This window comes from Chryseobacterium rhizoplanae (assembly GCF_900182655.1).
GTDB lineage: Bacteria > Bacteroidota > Bacteroidia > Flavobacteriales > Weeksellaceae > Chryseobacterium > Chryseobacterium rhizoplanae.
The window spans coordinates 470,475-489,871 of the sequence record NZ_FXTC01000002.1; the positions used below are offsets into that span (position 1 = coordinate 470,475).

Genomic DNA, 19,397 nt, shown 5'->3' on the forward strand with positions numbered 1-19,397 from the left:
TGCAAAATAAACTTAAGAGATCTTCTCAAAAAGTGATCGTTTATTAATACAAAAATAAACAGCCAAAAATTCAAGCTAAAATAGTATCATTTACCGTTTAATTTAATAGTTTTGCAAATAAACCTTTTTTTAAACTAAAATTATGATTGTTGGATATGCAAGAGTTTCGACTTCTGATCAAAATATCTCTACGCAAGTTGAAATTTTGAAAGAAAAAGGATGTGAAAAAATTTTCACAGATATTGCAAGTGGAGTCAGAGAACATAGGGAGGGATTAAATGATATGCTTTCATACCTGCGAAAGGGTGATATAGTAATAGTGTACAAAACTGATAGAATTTTCAGATCACTTAAGAATATGATTGATTTAATAGAAAAATTCAATGAAAAGGAGATTCTATTTAAAAGTATCACTGAACCTGCGTTTGATACTACTTCTGCTAATGGAAAATTTATTATACAAATTTTTAGTGCTGTTGCGGAATTTGAAAGAAACCTCATAAGTGAAAGGACTAAATCCGGATTAGAAGGAGCTCGAAAAAGGAAAAAACTTTTAGGTCGGCCAAAAGGATCTAGCAAAAAAAGTATTGAAAAATATCAATATGCTAAACATCTTTATGATAATAAAAAGATCTCAATTGATAAAGCATGTAAACAAGCAGGAATAAGCAAAGCAACATTTTATCGTGTTGAAAAACAAAGTTAAGCGTAAGCTCCATAAATAATACTATTCGATATAAAAATAAAAGGACAGCCTATTATAGTAATGACTACAGAAGAAAAAAAAATACAAGTATTAAACTTCCTAAGATGGACTGGATCAAAGCGATGGTTCGTTAAGGATCATATTAAAAAATTTTTACCTGATCATTTTAACAATTATCATGAGCCTTTTTTAGGAGGAGGATCTGTATTTTTCTTTGTAAAACAACTTTTAATAAAAGACCAGAAAGAGTTTTTTTTATCCGATACAAATGAAGAGCTAATAAATGTTTATGAACAATTAAGAGATAACCCAGAAGACGTTATTAACTGTTTAAAAACATTTAAAAATACTAAAGATGAATATTATAAAATAAGGAAATATAATCCCAGGATAAAATCAAAAAAAGCAGCTAAATTTATATATCTAAATCGCACCTCTTTTAATGGCATTTACAGAGTTAATGCAAATGGAATTTATAATGTCCCTTACGGACACAGACCTAAAGTTGATTTTGTGACAGAGAATTTACTTAGAAATGTAAATAAGCTACTACAAGGAATTAAATTTTCTACCCAATCATTTGAAGAGGCTTTAATACATGTTAAAAAAGGAGATCTAGTTTTTCTTGATCCTCCTTATACTGTTGCACATGAAAACAACGGCTTTATCGAATATAACCAAAAACTTTTTTCTTGGGAAGATCAGGAAAAACTGAAGCAAATAATTGAGCAGATAATTAGTCGGGAAGCTTTTTTTATCCTTACAAATGCTAGCCACCATTCTATTGAAAACCTTTACAAAGACATAGCAAATATCACTGTACTTTCACGACCTAGTATAGTAGGAGGACGATCAAAAACCAGAGGTATGTATAACGAATTTATTATTTACAATTTTTGAAGTATGGATAAAAGTATACTTAGATTAGCCATTATTAGTGATCTACATTGCCATCCAAAAAGAAAAACGGGAGAAGGTAAAGATGAATCCTACTTATTGACAGATAAGCTTAGAGTGCCTTCCAATGATCATCCTGTAGATGATTTACTAGAAAAAATTAATGAAAATAAGATTAATAAAGTTGATTTAACATTATGCCCAGGTGATTTTACTGATAAAGCAAATCAACAAGGTTTTATTTCTGGATGGGGATTTTCACTTGAACTTCACAGAGCTTTAGGTTCTAGGGAAATAATAGCAACTGTTGGTAATCATGATGTAGATGTATATGCCCAAAATTCAAATTACACATTAGATATTGCAAAAGGAATAAAAAGAGGGTTTCCTATTGAAGATGAAACATCACAAGACATTTTTTGGTCCAAAGGATGCGTTATTTTAGAACGTGATATATTTAGAATACTTTTAATTAATAGCACCCATTTTCATTATAATAAAGAAGCTTCTAAAAGCGGAAAGGTAGGAGATGCAATGATTGAATATATTGAAAAACATCTTTCTACACACAATGATAACAAAATAAAGATTGCCATGAGCCATCATCATCCTATTGATCATTCTATATTGAATCTTGGTGAAGAGGATAAGATACAAAATGCAGATGCATTATTAGATGTATTAGGCAAATATAAATTCGATTTATTTATTCATGGCCACAAGCATCATCCATTAATAAGATATCATAATACAACAACCTATAGTCATAGGTTACCCATATTTGCTTCAGGTAGTTTTTCTTCTCATAGTAACCTAATGTTTACAAGTGTAAGAAATTCATTTCATTTAATCACGTTACAAAAGGATAAAGTATGTAAGGGAGAAATTGATTCTTGGACATTTTTTCCAAATTCTGGATGGAGTCAACCAAATGATGAAAGTGGTTTCCCTTCACATACAGGATTTGGATGTGAAAAAAGTATTGAAGATTTAGCTGAAGCTGTAGAAGATATAATGAAAGATCAAGGAAAAATGGCTTGGGTCGATATTATAAAGCAAATTCCTGATTTACAATATTTATTACCCGATGAAGGAAAAAATCTTGAAAATTTACTATTAGAAAGGCAAATACAGATTGATAAAAGCTTACGAGCAAAACCAAACCAAGTATATAATTTAGCAAAGTTATAATCATGAAAATAGATGGCATATATCCTGCTTACAATGCACGACATTTAAACCCAAATGAAGTTGGCGCTTCTTTTATTTGGTCTGCAAATTTTGAAAAATTGATACAAAATGGACACTCTGTAATATTAGGAGCGAGAGGCTGTGGCAAAACTACTTTAATGAAAATGCTTACCATTCCTGCATTAAATTCTTGGAAAGATAAACGAGCTGTAAAGATTAGACAAACTATTCCATTTTATGCCATATATATATCTACCGACATATACTGGGATGTTAAAAATCAAACATATGGTTCTCAACTAGAACGATTTGAGAACTTTGACGAAATCATTTCTTATTTTTCAGTGAATAGTAATGTATTCACATCTCTTTGTGATACATTTTCTTATATTATTGATGAGTATAAACTAAATGATGAATCAAAAGAAGTTGAACTTTGTAAAGCTCTAATGGAAGCCTGGAAGTTAACTCAGGTCATACCCAAACTTACATTTATTAAAGAAGCTTTAAACAAAAGAGTAGATGAAGTTAATCAATTAGTTCAACAATTAATTTTTAACTATAAAACTGGAGATCCTATTCCCTATCCTCCATATTTCAATTTAAATTTTGAAACTTCTATTGAAGCTATTATTCCGATTTTCGAAAGAATTTATAATCTTAATAATGGTAAAAAATGGGCTCTTTGTTTTGATGAACTAGAATTCGCACCATTATGGTTACAACAAAAATTATTTAGGTCTTTACGAAGTAGAAAGCAATTTTTACTGTATAAATTAAGTGCAAGCCCAATACTATCAATAGAGCTAGAAAAGCTACTACAATCAGAGTATCCTGCAACATCAGGAAACGATATGCAAATTATTAAGATGTGGAATTCTGGAGATAATGAAACCTTTTCAGCCCAAATAATAACATCTCTTTTACGGAAAAAGTTCCCAAGTAAAAAAAACATTGACTTTTTTGGTTCAAATGAGGTTTATAATAGTTCAAACTTATATACTAAAGGATCTTCATTTTTTAAAAAAATTGTAGAATTAGCAAGCAAAGACCCTTCTTTTAGAGATTTTTTAAAAGAACGAGACATTGATCCTGAAAACCCCATTATAAGTGATAAAAAACTTAAAGACACCATATTTCGAAAAATTAAACCAATTGTATATTTTAGAGATTTTTATATAGATGGAATAAATAAAAGGAATAACAAAGTAACTTATCGAAGTAGAAAAAAAGGAAATGAATTATTTTTTGGTATTGAGGTATTATCAAAAATCTGTGATGGAAATCCTAGGTGGTTGATAGGCATTATTACTTCAATACTACAAAAGTCTTCTGAAAATGGAGCAGAAAAAAACTTGCAATTTGATGAGCTTCATAATGCTGCTTTAAGATTTAAAAATGTTATTGCAAATATACCTATTGGTACTGACACGTCTTATTCTCTAATTGATATAATAGAGAAAGTTGGATTATATTTTAAAGACCAAGTTTTAGGAGAGAAATTTTTAATGGATCCAAAAGGAACATTTGAAGTAGACAGTAAAGAGATAAGTTTAACAGATGATATTATTTTTCTTTTAGAAAAAGCAATTTCACAAGGAGCAATAATTTTAGTAGACTCAAAAGATGACAATTTTGATTTTAGAATTCGTGGAAAGAAATTTAAGCTTGCCTATTTACTAAGTCTTTTGTACAACCTCCCACTTAGAAGTTATCCTAGCGTTAAACTTTCAGAATGTTTAAGGGGGATAAAACAAATTAACCAAAAAACTTTATTTGATTAATATGGAAATAAAATATGGAAAACAGATTGATATAAATGATATTAAAGGTGTTTCAATAGACCTCTTAATACTTGCTGGAAATCATGAAAAGAGAACACTGACTTTATTTGATATAGTAAAAAATGAAAATAAAATCAAAAGATCAATAATGTTTCGTTTCAAAGATGATTTCAAACCATATGCTAATAATTTTGAATTACAAACTATTACAGATTGTGATCAAATTTATTCTATACTTGATAACATTTTTGAAACTCATAACAGTGATAACTTCACTTTACTTGTAGATTATTCTTGTATGACCAAATCATGGTATTACTCTATTATACTATACTTGTCAAAGAAAAGTCTTAAACAAAAAAATATACGTGTATTATTTTCTTATACTCCATCTAAATACTCTGAACCGCTTGTTCCTAAGCCTACGTCTGATATAGCTCCATTACCAGGCAAATATGTAATTCCTACTAATAAGCCAAAAGCATTAATTGTGTGTTTAGGATATGAACAAAATAAAGCAGAGGGTATAATTGAACATTTAGATCCTAAATTATGTCATATATTCTATACAAAGCCTTCGCTAGATCCTTTATTTTCAAAAAAAATAGAAGAAAATAATTCAACTATAATAAAAGAGAGAAAAAGCCAAGTAACTACATATGCTTTTGATGACTTACTTAATTTAGAAAGAGCTTTAAATAGCTTATATCAGGTATTAAAAAATGATTACAGCATAATTATTGCACCTTTAGGACCTAAACCTTTTGCATTGGTTTCTATGATAATGGCTGCAAAATATCCGGAAATAGACATTTGGAGAGTTGGCTCAGGATATGATATTAATGAATATGATAGAGAGCCTTTAGGTAATAATTTTTTTATTATTAATGACTTATATTTTTCTAATTACTAATTATGAATCACAATAGTATTCCAATTTTTCGCATAAACTTTTGGATTTTTCGGATCAACTATTATACTTTCGCATTTTCTATTGTATTTGACATTTCTAAAGCTTCTTTCAAAGTCAATGGAGGTAAAATACTGGGAACTCTTTTAGCGAGCATGGTTTTCCCACTTCCCGGAGGTCCAATAAGAATGATATTATGTCCGCCTGCCGCAGCCACTTCCATAGCTCTTTTCGCGGTTTCCTGCCCTTTAACTTCAGAGAAGTCGAAAGGGAAATCATTGATCTTCTCATGAAATTCTTTCCGGGTATCCAGAATACTCCTGTTAAGAGGTTTTCCTTCGTTAAAAAAATCAATAACTTCTCTTATATTTTCTACCCCATACACTTCGAGATCGTTTACAATAGCTGCTTCTCTGGCATTCTGTATGGGAAGGATAATTCCTTTAAAACCTTCTTCTCTTCCTTGAATAGCGATGGGTAAAACTCCTTTGATAGGCTGTAAACTCCCATCAAGAGAAAGTTCACCCATAATAATATAATTCTCAATTTCCTCTGCCAGAATCTGATCTGAAGCCGCTAAAATACCAATTGCAATACTCAGATCATAGGCTGAACCTTCTTTTCTGAGATCTGCCGGAGCCATATTGATGGTAATTTTCTTTCCGGGAATTTTATATCCTACGTTTTTCAGTGCGGCAGAAATTCTATAGCTGCTTTCTTTAATCGCATTATCGGGAAGACCTACCAGATGGTATCCCACTCCGCCGGTATCTACATTCACTTCGATTGTTATTGTCTGTGCAGCCACTCCATGAATGGCGCTTCCATAAATTTTAATCAGCATGGTGTGTTTTTGAAGTAAAAATAATCAATATACTATTTTGAGAATCTGACGTTTAAATGAATGATATTCTAGCCGAATGGATATATTAAAAAAGATATTAAGAAAACACAGGCTGAATTCTATGTCAGCAATAGCAAGGTGATAATAAAAAATCGGTACAAATTTCTTTGTACCGACCCAACCATTATTAAAAACTAACGAAAGAGATTATTTCATCTGAATTCCGGATAAAATACTTAGTGTGAGTCAGGAAGCCGGATGCCTGAAAGAGAGAACTCCTTTTGGGGGTAATTATGACGTCATTAGATTAACAAGGATGAAATGCATCTATTGAGCGTAAAGTATTAAAATAAATTACTCTAGTTCTTCTTCAATACAAGGCACATCCCTCCTCTGACATCCAATCTTCCTTCCCACAATCAATATTTTAGCACATTCAGACTATGTAATCCTATTTCTTTATAAACCTATTTTTATATTCTTTTCCATCTGCACTTTTAGAAACAATAATATAGTTCCCTGGTACCAGCTGGCTTACATCAATTGCCTGATTATACTGATGGTCATTTTTCTTCAGAACAAGTTTTCCGGACATATCTATAATGATGACCTCCTTATAGATTTTATCTGATTCTTTTCCGATATAAAGATGCTGCGCTGTAGGGTTGGGATAGACTTTCAGATTATTGTCCTTAGTCTTCACCTCTCCTGTTCCCAGATTATTGCAGAAATCCCAGTTCCCGAAATTCACTTCCACAAAAGCAAACGGGTCCAGCATCTGACATTGATCCGGGCAATATTCTGTACAGGCATAAAATCCATATTTACCGGAACTTGTCGCCACATAAGTATCTCCTACCACTCCAGGAATAATACAAGGATCTCCTGCCACCGGCGGGTTACTGCTAGGTACACATCTGAACCAGGTATGTTTACCATATACAACCGGAAATATATTATCAAACTGTATAGAAGCACCATTGCACACATTCACTACTCCCCCATTATCCTGATACGTTCCGGGAGTATAAGTAGTCATCATAGCCGGAAGGCCATAGACAAATCCATCTGCAAATACTGCAGTACTTTCTGCGATACAGTCACCATCTGTAACTTTAACTTTGAAATAATTCAGCTGGTCATTACCACTAATGGTTAACTGCTGTGATGTGGCTCCCGGAATGGCTACCCAAGGGTTGTTGTTGGGTGTCTGCCAGGTCCATTCCTGTTTGTACCATTGATAAGTTCCATACGTCTGTGTAGTAGAAATTATTTCGTCTTCCACGTCACAGAACAAGATGGTTCCCGGATATTTCTGTCCAAGTCTCGGGCTGGTAATTGTAGGGGTACACTGCGCTTTTATATCCAGAATGCTGAATAATAAAACCACTAAAAAAATTAGTTTTGTTTTCATATATTAGATTATTAAATGTGATTTGGTCTAAAAATCTTCTACATTAATCCAACAGCACTCTGATCCCGAATTTCATATTAAAATGAAAAGGTTTCTCTTTATAAATGGTGTTAGGAGCATTTTCTTCCCTGAAATGATATCCTATTCCCGGCTCTGCATAAATTCCAACTTTGTCTATGACCTTCAGCTGAAATCCTGCTGCAGTGTTAACAGAAAACTGTAATGGTTTATGATCAAGGCGTTCCTTTGAACTATCCTTTATTTCATCATTCACTACATAGGTTGTTGTAACACTTCCCGAAACAGGTTTTTCTACGAGTGCCCCGCCTGTAATATATCCTGTAAACCGTCCTTTCTGAATAACATTATAGTTGACCTGAACAGGAATTCCTATATAATGAACCGTCTGGTCTCCTTTAATATAATTGTTTTCTGTTCCTGAATGCAGTTCGGAAGCCAGTTTGGTATAGTTCAGCCCGGTTCCTATCCCCCATCTTTTTCCTAAATTGTAGTAAAGAGATAATCCAAACGTAACCGGTACTTTATGTCTGATTCTTGCTTCTACCGGTTGACTTTGATTCGCCAGTAATACAGCAGTCAGAGGATCATCATGGTACTCGGAAGTGCTCCACACCTGCTCAACATTCATTGCTTTTCCAGTGATGGAGGCATATCCCGGAAACTGCTGTTCTGCAGAGTTGGAAGCAACATTTCCTGTAAGCATACTCAACATCCAGGACTTTTGGTCACGGGATTTCGCAGCAGTATGTTTTGTATTCTCAGCATACACTTTTTTCAATTCGTCCTGTTTGAAAAGAGCCTCATCAGGAGTCTTCTCCAGGGCTGGTTCTTTTACTGTATCATCAGCAGGAGATACTTTCTGAGCGATCTTGCTCTCCTGATGAAAAGATTCCGCCGCAGCCGGAGCTTTGATGATTTCCTGAATATCCTGAGTATTCCCTACTCTGTTTTTTTCTTCAGTATTAAAATATTTCTGTGCCGGTATTTTCTTGGAAATACCTGTATTCAATATGTTTTCAGCTAAAGGAGATGCCAATGCGGATTCTACTTTACCGCTTGAGACGTTTTCATTTTCCAGTGGTTTCAAAGAATTCTTTTCTTTTTCTTTTTTCACATCTGCCGGTTTCTGAGATAAGGTTTTGCCTGTATCATTCTGTGGCAGTATTTTCGTCAGTAAAAAGAGCAATGCAATAGCTGCAGCAATACCTCCGAGACGATAGAATAGAGATTTTTGTCCTGCATCTTTTCCTTTCTTGCTTTCCCCGCCTTCATGAATTTCAGGAATAAACCCGGGAATGCTGTTATTTTCGTCTTCGGAGAATAATTCACCTTTGATGTCATCCCACAATCCTTCCGGAACGTCCTCTTCATGGTCATCCATTCTGCTTCGCAGGTTATTTAGCCATTCATTATTCATATTGTGCTTTTTTTGACATTTTAAATTCTTTTATTTTCTGAACAAGCAGTCCTTTTGCACGGTGAAACTGAGATGCAGAAGAATTTTCTGCAATTCCCAGCAGTCCGGCAATCTCCTTATGGCTTTTTTTCTCAAATACAAACAGATTGAAAACAGTTCTGTACCCATCAGGAAGAGATTTTATCATCATCATAATATCATCACGAGGAATCTCTTCAAAGTCCGGTTCTTCTTCGTTAGGAATATCCGGAAGATCATCTACTTCCACCACAGATTTAAAATCTCCTTTCTGTTTGATATGTTTCAAAGATTCATTGACAGTAATACGCGTCATCCAGGCTTTCAAAGAACCACTTCCCCTGTACTCAAAAGATTCTATCGAACGGAACATCTTGATAAAACTGTTTTGAAGTACATCATGAACATCTTCTCTCTCAGCCACATAACGGGAGCAGACATAGGACAGATTTCCGGAATAAGCTCCAAAAAGCTCTTTCCAGGCGGCTTCCTCCTTCTTCAAAAGGTGCTTTACCAAAATCTGTTCTTTACTTTCTTCCATATAATGCTGCTGCCGTATCCTGTTGGATATTATAAAACTGTCAGGCAAAAATAGATTGCATCTTATCAAAGTGCAATCCATTTATGATAATATCTATTAATTAATTTTTTATACAGAATGGAAAATTATAATCAATAACAGTATAAGGAGTAACCAGGGTACCATCTACTGTAATTTTTTCGGCTGTTAGCGCATACCTGAGCGTCTGATCCAAGCCTACATAATATCCTTTTTGCTTTGCTACAAATTCCACGACAGTCTTTTTATTAGCACCATCTACAGGAATCTGAAGTTCCATAGTCTTGGGAGCAAAAGTCAGTTCTATCACATTATTGCTTGTGTTAATCACTGCAGCATATTTAAGATCATACTTTACTTTTCCCATTGTTTTCAAAGCTGCTTCTGCTTTTGCCGGGTCTTTCACTACTGTTTTTACAATTTCTGTAATTGGAAATTCGTCAAATGAGATGGTGTCTTTTTTCACCTTGAACTCTTTTATTCCTTCTCTTTTACTGCTTCCCTGCACAATAACCAGCTTCCCTTTATAGTTTCCTTTTAAGTCTTCCATTTTTACAGGAGGGATGTCCGGACCATCGTTATCATTACATGAGGATAGGGCAAAAAACCCTGCCAAAACCATTAAAACTGTTATAAAAAATCGGGGTACTGTCAATCTTTTCATTGCATTATTTTTTTCGTTAAACATTAATTATTTTCGAGTACTCATCTATATAAATCCCTATTTTCAAAAATCTTGCATATATTTTTTAAAAAAAGATGAATTTTTTCATAAACCACTGATTTAATGACTGTAAAATTTTAAAAAGTTTTCATCTATAGTTATGAATTCATATTCAAAATCAGAATTTTTCATTTAGCCGGAGCTTATTATCTGTTTTTCTACCTAATTACCAGTAGAAAAAAAACATGGTTTTTATGTATTGGCAGGATAATCTTTCTCAGACTACATTTGTCCCAACAATAAAAGGCAAAATATCAACTGTTATGAAAAAACCAAAGACAAAAAAAATTATTTCGACTTTTTTAATGATCGCAATTGCTGGTGCTGTTTTCTCGGCATGCAGTAAGGATGATGATTCAGCTGATGCAAAGGCAAACGTGAAATTTACCATTACTGTAAACGGAGCTGATTCTAACGATCAGATTGATTTTCTTGTAAGTGCCGGAAATCACGATGCCAGCCAGTATGGAAGTACAGTATGGAAAAAGAACGGAGCCACTGAGGGTAATGCCAATACAAGTTCATTAGGAGTAGATGATTTCACCGGAAATACGAAAACATATGTATTTGAGACTGTGAAACCATTCAACTTTTCAAGCCTTCATGTGGCTATATCCAATTTTGATGGTGCACCTATTTCTGTAAGTTACAAAGCTGAGGTGAATGGAAGTGTAGAAACTGATGAGAATAAAACCTATGCAGCCGGACAGACATTCATCAAAGATTACTCATACGTAGCAAAATAGATTTTATCATATCAAATATTGTTGATAAGTGGGAATAAATAGTCATTTTGGCTATTTATTTTTTTTGATAAAGACAACAAATTATTTTTGGACACAAAAAGGAAGCTACACCATGCAGCTTCCTTTTATTTTTCCATTTATATTTTACTCTACCCCTCCTCCAAGGGCTCTGTACAGATCTACCTCAGCATTCAATCTTTCCAGCGTGACATTAATAGCTTCCAGGTCATTCTGAAGTTTATTATTCTGAGCTGTAATCACTTCAAGATAGGTTGCCATTCCGCTTTTATACAGCTTCAGTGCATCATTGATTCCTTTATCAAGAATGGCAGTTCTCTGTTCTAAAAGCTGTAATCTTTCTGAAGTGCCTTTAGACCTGGCCATGGCATCGGAAACTTCACCCACAGCAGTCATTACAGATTGTTTAAAGTTGATGGCTGCTTTTTCCTGTTCAATCAATGCGGTCTCATAAGCTGTTTTCAGTTGTTTTTTCTGAAAAATGGGAGCTGCAAGATTTGCAGCAACTGCTTTGGTAATAGATCCGGGAATATCAAACCATGAGCTGAACTTATTGGAGTTTACTCCAATCTGTGGGCTTAAGCTGATACTCGGATACATGGCTGCTTTTGCCAATCCGGTTTTTGAATTCAGGCTGATAACATTAAATTCTGCCATTTTCAGATCCGGTCTGCGGCTTAATAGCTGTGCGGGCAATCCTGCAGAAAGTTTATTTTCCGGAATCATTGTTTTAAAGTTTCCTTCTCTTTCTATCTTCGCCGGATATTCTCCGCAAAGAATGCTCAATGCATTTTCCTGAATGGAAATATTCTGTTTTGCCAAAGGAATCAACAGTTCTGCAGTTTTCTTTTGGGCTTCTGACTGCTGAACGGCCAATGAATTAATCTGTCCTGCTGTAAACTGCAGATTCATCATTTTAAGGGTATTGTTACTCAGCTCAATATTCTGCTCTGCTATTTTCAGCTGTTCATCAAGGCTGATCAGGTTGTAATACGCCTGAGCAACCTGAACCACAATCCTGCTTTTTATTGCATTCAGGTTTTCTTTCTGTCCAAAATATTCTGCTGCCGCGGATTCTTTCTGCATTTTAGCCTTTCCCCAGATATCTATTTCCCAGGAAAGCCTCAGTGCAGCACTAAAGTCATCCATATATTTTGTCCCTACAAACTGCTCATTCAAAGATCCGTTAAGGGTATTTTTGGAGGCCCAGCTTCTGTTGGCTCCTGCAGTGAGGTCTAGTGTTGGCATCAGACCTAGCTTAGCCTGCTTATAGATCAGATCCAGCTGTTCAATATTTTTCAGAGCAACACTCACTTCATTATTTCTGGAAAGGGCTTTATCTATTAATCCAATCAGTTTAGGGTCTTTGAAAAAGGTTTTCCACGGAAGCACTACCGTATCTCCTGTTACCTGTACAGATTCTTTGTACGTTTCAGGAACCTGAAGGTCTGTTCTTGTATATTTTTTCCCTACGGCACAAGACACCAGCAGAGAAGCCATTGCGCCTGAAATAAGGAAGTTCTTTATATTAAATATTCTCATTTGTCAATTGATTTTCTATCGTATTGTACTTCTTTTTGGTAGAGAATTTCTCATCCAGATACTGGAAGAACATGTAGAGTACAGGAATTACAAAAACTCCCAAAACCACTCCACTCAGCATTCCCATGGCTGCACTTGTACTGATTGATTTGTTTCCTGAAGCCATTCCTCCTGAAGAGATCATCAGCGGAACCATTCCCACAATAAAGGCTAATGAAGTCATGATAATCGGACGTAATCTCGCCTTCGCCCCTTCCAGTGCAGAATCAAGGATTGAAAATCCTGCTTTTCTCCTTTGGATGGCAAATTCAACAATCAGAATTGCATTTTTGGCTAATAAACCAATAAGCATAATCAATCCTACCTGTACATAAATATTGTTATCCAAACCAATGGCTTTTATTCCTAAAAACGCTCCTACAATTCCCGTTGGAATGGAAAGCATTACTGCCAGAGGAAGGATATAACTTTCATATTGAGCGGCCAATAAAAGATATACGAAAAGCAAGCATAAACCGAAGATGGCGATCGTCTGATTTCCTGCCGATTTCTCTTCCAGGCTCAGCCCTGTCCATTCGTAGCTGTAGTCAGAAGGTAATTTGCTTAAGGTGTGTTCCAGTTTACCCATCAATTCTCCATTACTTACTCCGGGTTTTGGAGACACGTTAATGTTTAATGAATTATAAAGGTTATAACGCTGAACGGATTCCGGACCGTAAACTTTTTTCAAAGTGATCAGTGTGTTTACCGGAACCATATCTCCTTTTTCATTCTTTACGAAAATATCATTGAAGGCTTGTTCATCCATCCTGAAAACTCCGTCCGCTTTAATATTTACTCTGTAAAATTTCCCGAATCTTGAGAAATTCTGAGACTGGTCTCCTGAAAAATACGTTTGAACAGTTCCCAACAGGTTTGAAATACTTACTCCTAATTGTTTTGCTTTATCTTCATTTACTTCAAGCTCCATCTGAGGATAATCTGCTCTGAACATCGTATAGGCAAATGCTACTTCCGGAACCTGCATCAGCTGACCAATTAATTCATCCGCTTTAGCTTTAAGAACCTGAGGATCTCTACCCATACGGTCCTGAAGTACAATCTCTGCATCATTCGTCATTCCGTATCCTTCTACCGGAGGCATTCTGAACGTCATCACGCTTCCTTCTTTGATCACGCCTAATTTTGCACTGGCCATATCTACCACCTCCTGGATATCCTGTACTTCACCTCTTTCTTTTTTAGGTTTCAGCTTAACAAATCCCATGGCATACGCCGGTCCTGCACTGTTACTAAGCAAGTTGTAGCCTGTAATAGAAGTATTTTCCTTCACGGCTTCTACTCCTTTTAAGATTTCATTGATCTTGTTGGAAACTTCCGTAGTTTTTGTCAATGCTGTTCCCGGAGGCATACTTAAAGTGTACATAAAGAATCCGTCATCTTCCATCGGTACAAAACTTTTAGGAGTGCTAGACATCAGCCATCCTGCAACACCGATCACTGCTACGATTAATCCTCCTGCAATCCACTTACGCCCTATTAAAAATCTAACACCTTTCGCATAACGGTTCGTCATATTATTAAATCCGGCATTGAATGCAACAGCAAACCTTTGCCCGAATCCTTTTGGCTTTTCTCCTTCTCCTGCATGGTTATTTTTCAAAAATACAGCACATAAAGCAGGCGTTAATGTCAAGGCATTGACAGCCGAAATAATAATTGCGATGGCCAATGTATAGGCAAACTGCTTATAGAATAATCCTGCTGAACCGGACATAAATCCGATTGGAATAAATACTGCAGACATCACCAAAGTAATGGAAATTACAGCTCCCGTGATCTCACTCATCGCTTTATGAGTGGCCTCTCTTCCTGAAAGATTAGTTCCTTCCATATTACTGTGGACAGCTTCCACCACCACAATGGCATCATCCACCACAATACCGATGGCCAGTACGAGGGCAAAAAGCGTCAGTACGTTGATAGTAAATCCTAAGACTAAAAGGAAGAAGAAAGTACCGATAATTGCTACAGGAACTGCCACTGCCGGGATAATCGTAGATCTGAAATCCTGTAAGAAGATAAATACTACAATAAAAACCAGGATAAATGCTTCTATTAAAGTAGATTTTACCTGTCCTGTAGCTTCATCCAGTCTTTCTTTGGTACTCATTACACTTGTGTATTTGATACCTGGAGGGAATGATTTTGATAGCTGATCAAGGGCTTTGTTTACACCTATTTCAATCTGATTGGCATTGGATCCTGTAGTCTGCATGATGGCTACAGTAACTGCATTTTTCCCATTGGAAAGATTATCTCCCGTATTTGAAATGGCTCCGAATTCTACACGGGCTACATCTTTAAGCCTGATGACCTGGCTTCCGGTATTTTTAACAATAATATTTTCATATTGCTCTGGCTTGTTCTTTTTTCCTTTATATCGTATTACATATTCTAAGGCCGCATCAGATTCTTCTCCAAGTTTACCCGGAGCAGATTCTAAACTGTGGTCTGCAATCGCTCTGGAAACATCCGCAGGTTCCAATCCATAAGAGGACATTTTCTGAGGGTTAAGCCATATTCTCATGGAATAATCCTTCAACCCGAAAACCATGGCCTGTCCTACTCCTTTTACCCTTTTGACCTGTGGAATAAGGTTAATATTCGCGTAGTTCTGAAGGAAAGTTTCATCATATTGTTTGTTATCTTCCGTATAAATATTGAAAATCAATACCATACTGTTCTGCTGCTTGGAGGTGGTCAGTCCCATTCTCACTACCTCCTGTGGAAGTATCGGAGTGGCCTGCTGAACCCTGTTTTGCACATTTACAGCAGCCTGATCGGCATTTACTCCCTGCTTGAATATAATGGAAATGGAGAATGTTCCGTCATTACTCGCAGTAGATTTCATGTATTCCATGTCTTCTACTCCATTGATCTGTTCTTCCAATGGAGTTACCACGGAACGGATCACGGTCTCACTGTTTCCCCCCGGATAAGATCCTGAAACGGTGATGGTAGGCGGAGAAATATCCGGGAATCTGGTCACCGCAAGCTGGTTTAATCCTATGATCCCTAAAATCACGATGATAAGGGATATTACCGTCGCCAGTACCGGACGGTCTATTATTTTTTTTAACATTTTTGAATTTTCTAAGAATGGTTATACAACTATTTCAAAGGAACTGTTGTGGCAACAACCTGTGCTCCATCGGTAAGGGCATCAATTCTGTTGACGGCAATCTTATCTCCCGCATTCACTCCTTCTTTGATAAAATAATCCTGAGATGTGCTTCCAGAAACTGTAATCTGAGTCATTTTCACTTTATCCTTACCATTCAGTTTATAAACAAAGAATCTGTCCTGAATATCTTTTACAGAGGTTTTCGGAAGCTTGATCACCCCATTTAATGCATTATGAATCATTACTCTAGCTGTTCCTCCGGCTCTTAATAATTTATCAGGATTTTGAAAAACAGCTTTCATCTGAATACTTCCTGTATTTCTGTCGAAGTTTCCGCTGGCATTTTCAAGTTTTCCTTTAAGAGAATAGGTGGAACCATCTGCAAGGATAAGTTCTACATCTTCTGTAGTATTCCCTGATACTGCAGCTTTACTATGAGCGATAAAATCAGCCTCATTCATTGAGAAATACACGTTCACACTGTTTATACTTGAAAGCGTTGTCAATGGAGCGGCATCAGAAGGACTGATAAGATTTCCTACCCTGTTTGGAATTCTTCCTATGTATCCGCTCACAGGAGCTTTAATGTAAGTAAAATTGGCATTGATCTTTGATGAACCTAAAGAAGACTGTGCCTGCGCTACTTGTGCTGAAGCAGCTTTATAGCTTGCCTGAGCTGTTTTCAGCTGCATATCTGAAACTACTTTTCCTTCCACAAGAGGTTTTAGCTTTTCTACTTCCAATCTTGCTGTTTCCTGGGCTGCCATAGCTGATTTCAGAGCGGCTTCATTCGTATTTACCTGCTCGTTGTATACTGAAGGATTTATTCTGAAAAGGGTCTGTCCTTTACTTACATACTGCCCTTCTTTGATATATACTGCTTCCAGATAACCTGTTACCTGTGCTTTAATATCTACATTATCCTGTCCTTCTATGCTTCCCGGATATCCTGTAGACACATCTGCATCTCCGGTTTTCACCTGGATAAAATCTGTAGGTAATGCCTGCTGCATCTGCTGAGCGTTTTCCTGACCATTCCCGGAACTGCACGAATACAGTATTGCTGCTGCCATAAGTGAAAGTACCAGATATCCTTTTCTGTAATTCATAATATGAGTTTTTAAATTTTACAGGAGCAAAATAACTTCATATAATAAGGATATTCATTCAGAAGTTGGGTGAAGCGTAGTTAATCGGGGGTGAAGCGTATGATAGTAAAAATGAAGGGGAAACAGCTATTTCCCTTTATAAATATGATAAAAAAAGATATTTTCCGAATAAAAATAAGTGCTTACTTGCTAAGGATAAATTAATCAATTTCACAAGTAATGCAAAAAAGACTGCCTTGTCTGAAAAGCAGTCTCGTTTGTATTTTTGAGATTAATAATCCATCCAGGATTTAAAAATAGAAGCTTTTTCACGGCTTACAATCACTTCCATATCAGGTTGTTTTCTCAGTTCCAGCTTCAGTTTTCCGTTAAAATGATTAAAAATCTGCTTCACGGAATTAATGTGAATAATAAATTGTCTGTTAGCCCGGAAAAAGAATTTGGGATCCAGCTGTTTTTCAAGCTCTTCCAACGTTTGTGGAACATTCTCAACCACTCCGGTATTCAGCATGGCTTTACTGATTCCCAATTCGGTATAAAAGTATAGGATATCTTCTGCCAGAACGGTTTTATATCCGTCTCTGTGGGCGATGAGAAAACGTTTTCTGTAGTCTTTTGGCTGAATATAATTCAATAGTCCTTCAATAGCTGTTCCTACTACCGGAACAGCTTCCATAAAGGTTTCATAACGCTTTAAAGCAGCATCGAGCTCTTCTTCTTCAATAGGTTTCAAAAGGTAATCTACACTGTTGTATTTAAATGCCTGTACTGCATATTCATCGTATGCTGTGGTGAATATAACTGCACTTTTCACCTCATGCTTGTTGAATATTTCAAAGCTGATCCCATCTGCAAGACGGACATCCATCATGATAACATCCGGAACGACATTATTTTCCAGCCAATGTACTGTTGAGGTAATCGAGTCTTCTACAGACAGGATTTCGATATGGGGTCTTAACTTCAGCAACAGTCTTTTCAACCTATCGGCATTGGGCCTTTCATCCTCAACTATTAAAATCTTATTAATCTTCATATCAATGGAAGTTTTACAATAAATTTATCTTCAGTTTTTTCAATCACAGGCTTAGGATATCCTAAGATTTCGTACCGTGCAACAATGTTGGTAAGCCCTACTCCGGAGGAATCCGGCTTATTGATCAAAGGCAGGAACGTATTGGATACCACAAGTTCGCCATTGGAGTTTGTATAAACCTGTATTTCCAAAGGATTTACCTTTGAAGTCTGGTTATGTTTAATGGCATTTTCAACCAATAATTGTAAAGATAACGGAAGGGTATACATGGATCTGTATTCTTCTTTAATATCTATTTTAAAGACAACGCCTTCACCAATTCTTTTTTCGATCAGAAAGATATAGGATTCTAAAAATTTCAACTCCTCTTCTACTGCAATGATGTCTTTTTTGGAATTGACCAACAAATATCTGTATACTCTGGCAAACTTCTCTGAATATTCATAGCCTAACTGCTGGTCTTCCAGAATAAGTTCGGACAGTACACTTAAGTTATTGAAAATAAAGTGAGGATCAATCTGCAGCTTCAGCGCCTGAAGTTCTGCAGCCATAGCAGCCTGCTTATGTTTGGATGCTCTTATTTTATGCTGAGCGGCTTCTACAGCAGTTTTTTTCCAGTTTTCCAATAAATAATCCACGGTATTAAATGCGCTGATAATCAACGATATTACAATATTGGTTGCAATCCATTGTCCCAGCAGTGTATATTCTTTTCGGGAATCCATTTCTGGTAATGTCACTGAGGTACAGTCTACTATGGCATTGATTATAATCACAATCATTACACTTCCCACGATCTGGAGCAGGCACTGAATAAACAGTCGTTTTACAGTTCTGTTTCTCCAGGGAAGCCACTTATTGAGCGTTCTGTCTATAAATATACTTACCTCTGAAATAATGATAGAAAAAAAGATAATCCATGTGGCATCTTCCAGAATCATTTTTAGCGGAGCATCAAGATAGCCTTTCCAAACAGGATCAAAGGGATCAATAAGATAGGAAAAAACACAGAAAGTAACCACTGCAACGGCCCAGATTACGAGCCTTCTTTTCATGGTAGAAAGAATCTTCTTATTCCGTACTATATTTTTCCTGATGGTAGAAATTCTATTCATATCCGGGAGTTGTGAATGTAAATATAGAAATAGATTTTATATGAGTATTCTCTATTTTAAACGAGACCGCCAAAACCGTCCCTGAAACGTAAAATAGCAGCGTTCAAATGAATGTTACGTTTCATCACCTGAAAAAGACATTTCATCATCATTTTATGC

Annotated in this window: 15 protein-coding genes and 1 pseudogene; 6 read left to right on the plus strand and 10 right to left on the minus strand. The window is 35.8% G+C overall.

What is annotated here, in order from left to right:
• Nucleotides 1–142 precede the first annotated feature (142 nt).
• Genes FN817_RS07350 through FN817_RS07370 form a run of 5 tightly spaced genes read left to right on the plus strand, consistent with a single transcriptional unit; the run spans nucleotide 143 to nucleotide 5,491 of the window.
• Nucleotides 143–706 carry a recombinase family protein gene (locus tag FN817_RS07350; protein WP_142717365.1) on the plus strand — a complete coding sequence of 188 codons (564 nt, stop codon included), beginning with the start codon at nucleotides 143–145 and terminating at the stop codon, nucleotides 704–706.
• A 60-nt stretch (nucleotides 707–766) separates the two neighbouring features.
• Nucleotides 767–1,606, plus strand: a complete 840-nt coding sequence (locus tag FN817_RS07355) for a DNA adenine methylase (protein ID WP_142717366.1) — start codon at nucleotides 767–769, stop codon at nucleotides 1,604–1,606.
• A 3-nt stretch (nucleotides 1,607–1,609) separates the two neighbouring features.
• Nucleotides 1,610–2,794: a metallophosphoesterase family protein gene (locus tag FN817_RS07360; RefSeq protein ID WP_142717367.1), complete on the plus strand. Its 1,185-nt coding sequence runs from the start codon at nucleotides 1,610–1,612 to the stop codon at nucleotides 2,792–2,794.
• Nucleotides 2,795–2,796: 2 nt separating this feature from the next.
• A complete protein-coding gene (locus tag FN817_RS07365) occupies nucleotides 2,797–4,578 on the plus strand; it encodes an ORC-CDC6 family AAA ATPase (protein WP_142717368.1) in 1,782 nt (593 codons plus the stop codon).
• A 1-nt stretch (nucleotide 4,579) separates the two neighbouring features.
• Nucleotides 4,580–5,491, plus strand: a complete 912-nt coding sequence (locus tag FN817_RS07370) for a hypothetical protein (RefSeq protein WP_142717369.1) — start codon at nucleotides 4,580–4,582, stop codon at nucleotides 5,489–5,491.
• A gap of 94 nt (nucleotides 5,492–5,585) precedes the next feature.
• On the opposite strand, the pseudogene FN817_RS07375 reads toward FN817_RS07370, so the two are convergent.
• The 5 genes and pseudogenes from FN817_RS07375 to FN817_RS07395 form a co-directional block, all read right to left on the minus strand.
• Nucleotides 5,586–6,332: pseudogene (locus FN817_RS07375) on the minus strand (magnesium chelatase domain-containing protein); the annotation flags it as partial.
• A gap of 451 nt (nucleotides 6,333–6,783) precedes the next feature.
• Nucleotides 6,784–7,746, minus strand: coding sequence for a T9SS type A sorting domain-containing protein (locus tag FN817_RS07380; protein ID WP_142717370.1), 963 nt, complete (start codon nucleotides 7,744–7,746; stop codon nucleotides 6,784–6,786).
• Nucleotides 7,747–7,789: 43 nt separating this feature from the next.
• Entirely contained in the window at nucleotides 7,790–9,184 is a 1,395-nt protein-coding gene (locus tag FN817_RS07385; protein WP_142717371.1) for a porin family protein, read from the minus strand.
• Nucleotides 9,177–9,743 carry an RNA polymerase sigma factor gene (locus tag FN817_RS07390; RefSeq protein WP_142717372.1) on the minus strand — a complete coding sequence of 189 codons (567 nt, stop codon included), beginning with the start codon at nucleotides 9,741–9,743 and terminating at the stop codon, nucleotides 9,177–9,179. The genes FN817_RS07385 and FN817_RS07390 overlap by 8 nt, the downstream gene beginning before the upstream one ends.
• A 100-nt stretch (nucleotides 9,744–9,843) precedes the next feature.
• Nucleotides 9,844–10,425, minus strand: coding sequence for a DUF4840 domain-containing protein (locus FN817_RS07395; protein WP_142717373.1), 582 nt, complete (start codon nucleotides 10,423–10,425; stop codon nucleotides 9,844–9,846).
• A gap of 323 nt (nucleotides 10,426–10,748) precedes the next feature.
• Here FN817_RS07395 and FN817_RS07400 point away from each other — a divergent pair, with 323 nt between their 5' ends.
• Entirely contained in the window at nucleotides 10,749–11,231 is a 483-nt protein-coding gene (locus FN817_RS07400; protein WP_142717374.1) for a hypothetical protein, read from the plus strand.
• Nucleotides 11,232–11,375: 144 nt separating this feature from the next.
• On the opposite strand, the gene FN817_RS07405 is transcribed toward FN817_RS07400, so the two are convergent.
• From FN817_RS07405 to FN817_RS07425, 5 genes are all read right to left on the minus strand, one after another.
• The gene (locus FN817_RS07405; protein WP_142717375.1) at nucleotides 11,376–12,791 is read right to left on the minus strand and encodes an efflux transporter outer membrane subunit; all 1,416 of its coding nucleotides are present in this window, start codon (nucleotides 12,789–12,791) and stop codon (nucleotides 11,376–11,378) included.
• On the minus strand, nucleotides 12,778–15,936 hold the full coding sequence (locus tag FN817_RS07410; RefSeq protein WP_142717376.1) for an efflux RND transporter permease subunit: 3,159 nt from the start codon (nucleotides 15,934–15,936) through the stop codon (nucleotides 12,778–12,780). The genes FN817_RS07405 and FN817_RS07410 overlap by 14 nt, the downstream gene beginning before the upstream one ends.
• A 29-nt stretch (nucleotides 15,937–15,965) precedes the next feature.
• Nucleotides 15,966–17,087 (minus strand): efflux RND transporter periplasmic adaptor subunit, encoded by a 1,122-nt coding sequence (locus tag FN817_RS07415; RefSeq protein WP_142717377.1) that lies wholly within the window; start codon nucleotides 17,085–17,087, stop codon nucleotides 15,966–15,968.
• A 271-nt stretch (nucleotides 17,088–17,358) separates the two neighbouring features.
• Nucleotides 17,359–18,123: a LytR/AlgR family response regulator transcription factor gene (locus FN817_RS07420; protein WP_142717378.1), complete on the minus strand. Its 765-nt coding sequence runs from the start codon at nucleotides 18,121–18,123 to the stop codon at nucleotides 17,359–17,361.
• Nucleotides 18,120–19,238, minus strand: a complete 1,119-nt coding sequence (locus tag FN817_RS07425; RefSeq protein ID WP_142717379.1) for a sensor histidine kinase — start codon at nucleotides 19,236–19,238, stop codon at nucleotides 18,120–18,122. The genes FN817_RS07420 and FN817_RS07425 overlap by 4 nt, the downstream gene beginning before the upstream one ends.
• Nucleotides 19,239–19,397: the final 159 nt, after the last annotated feature.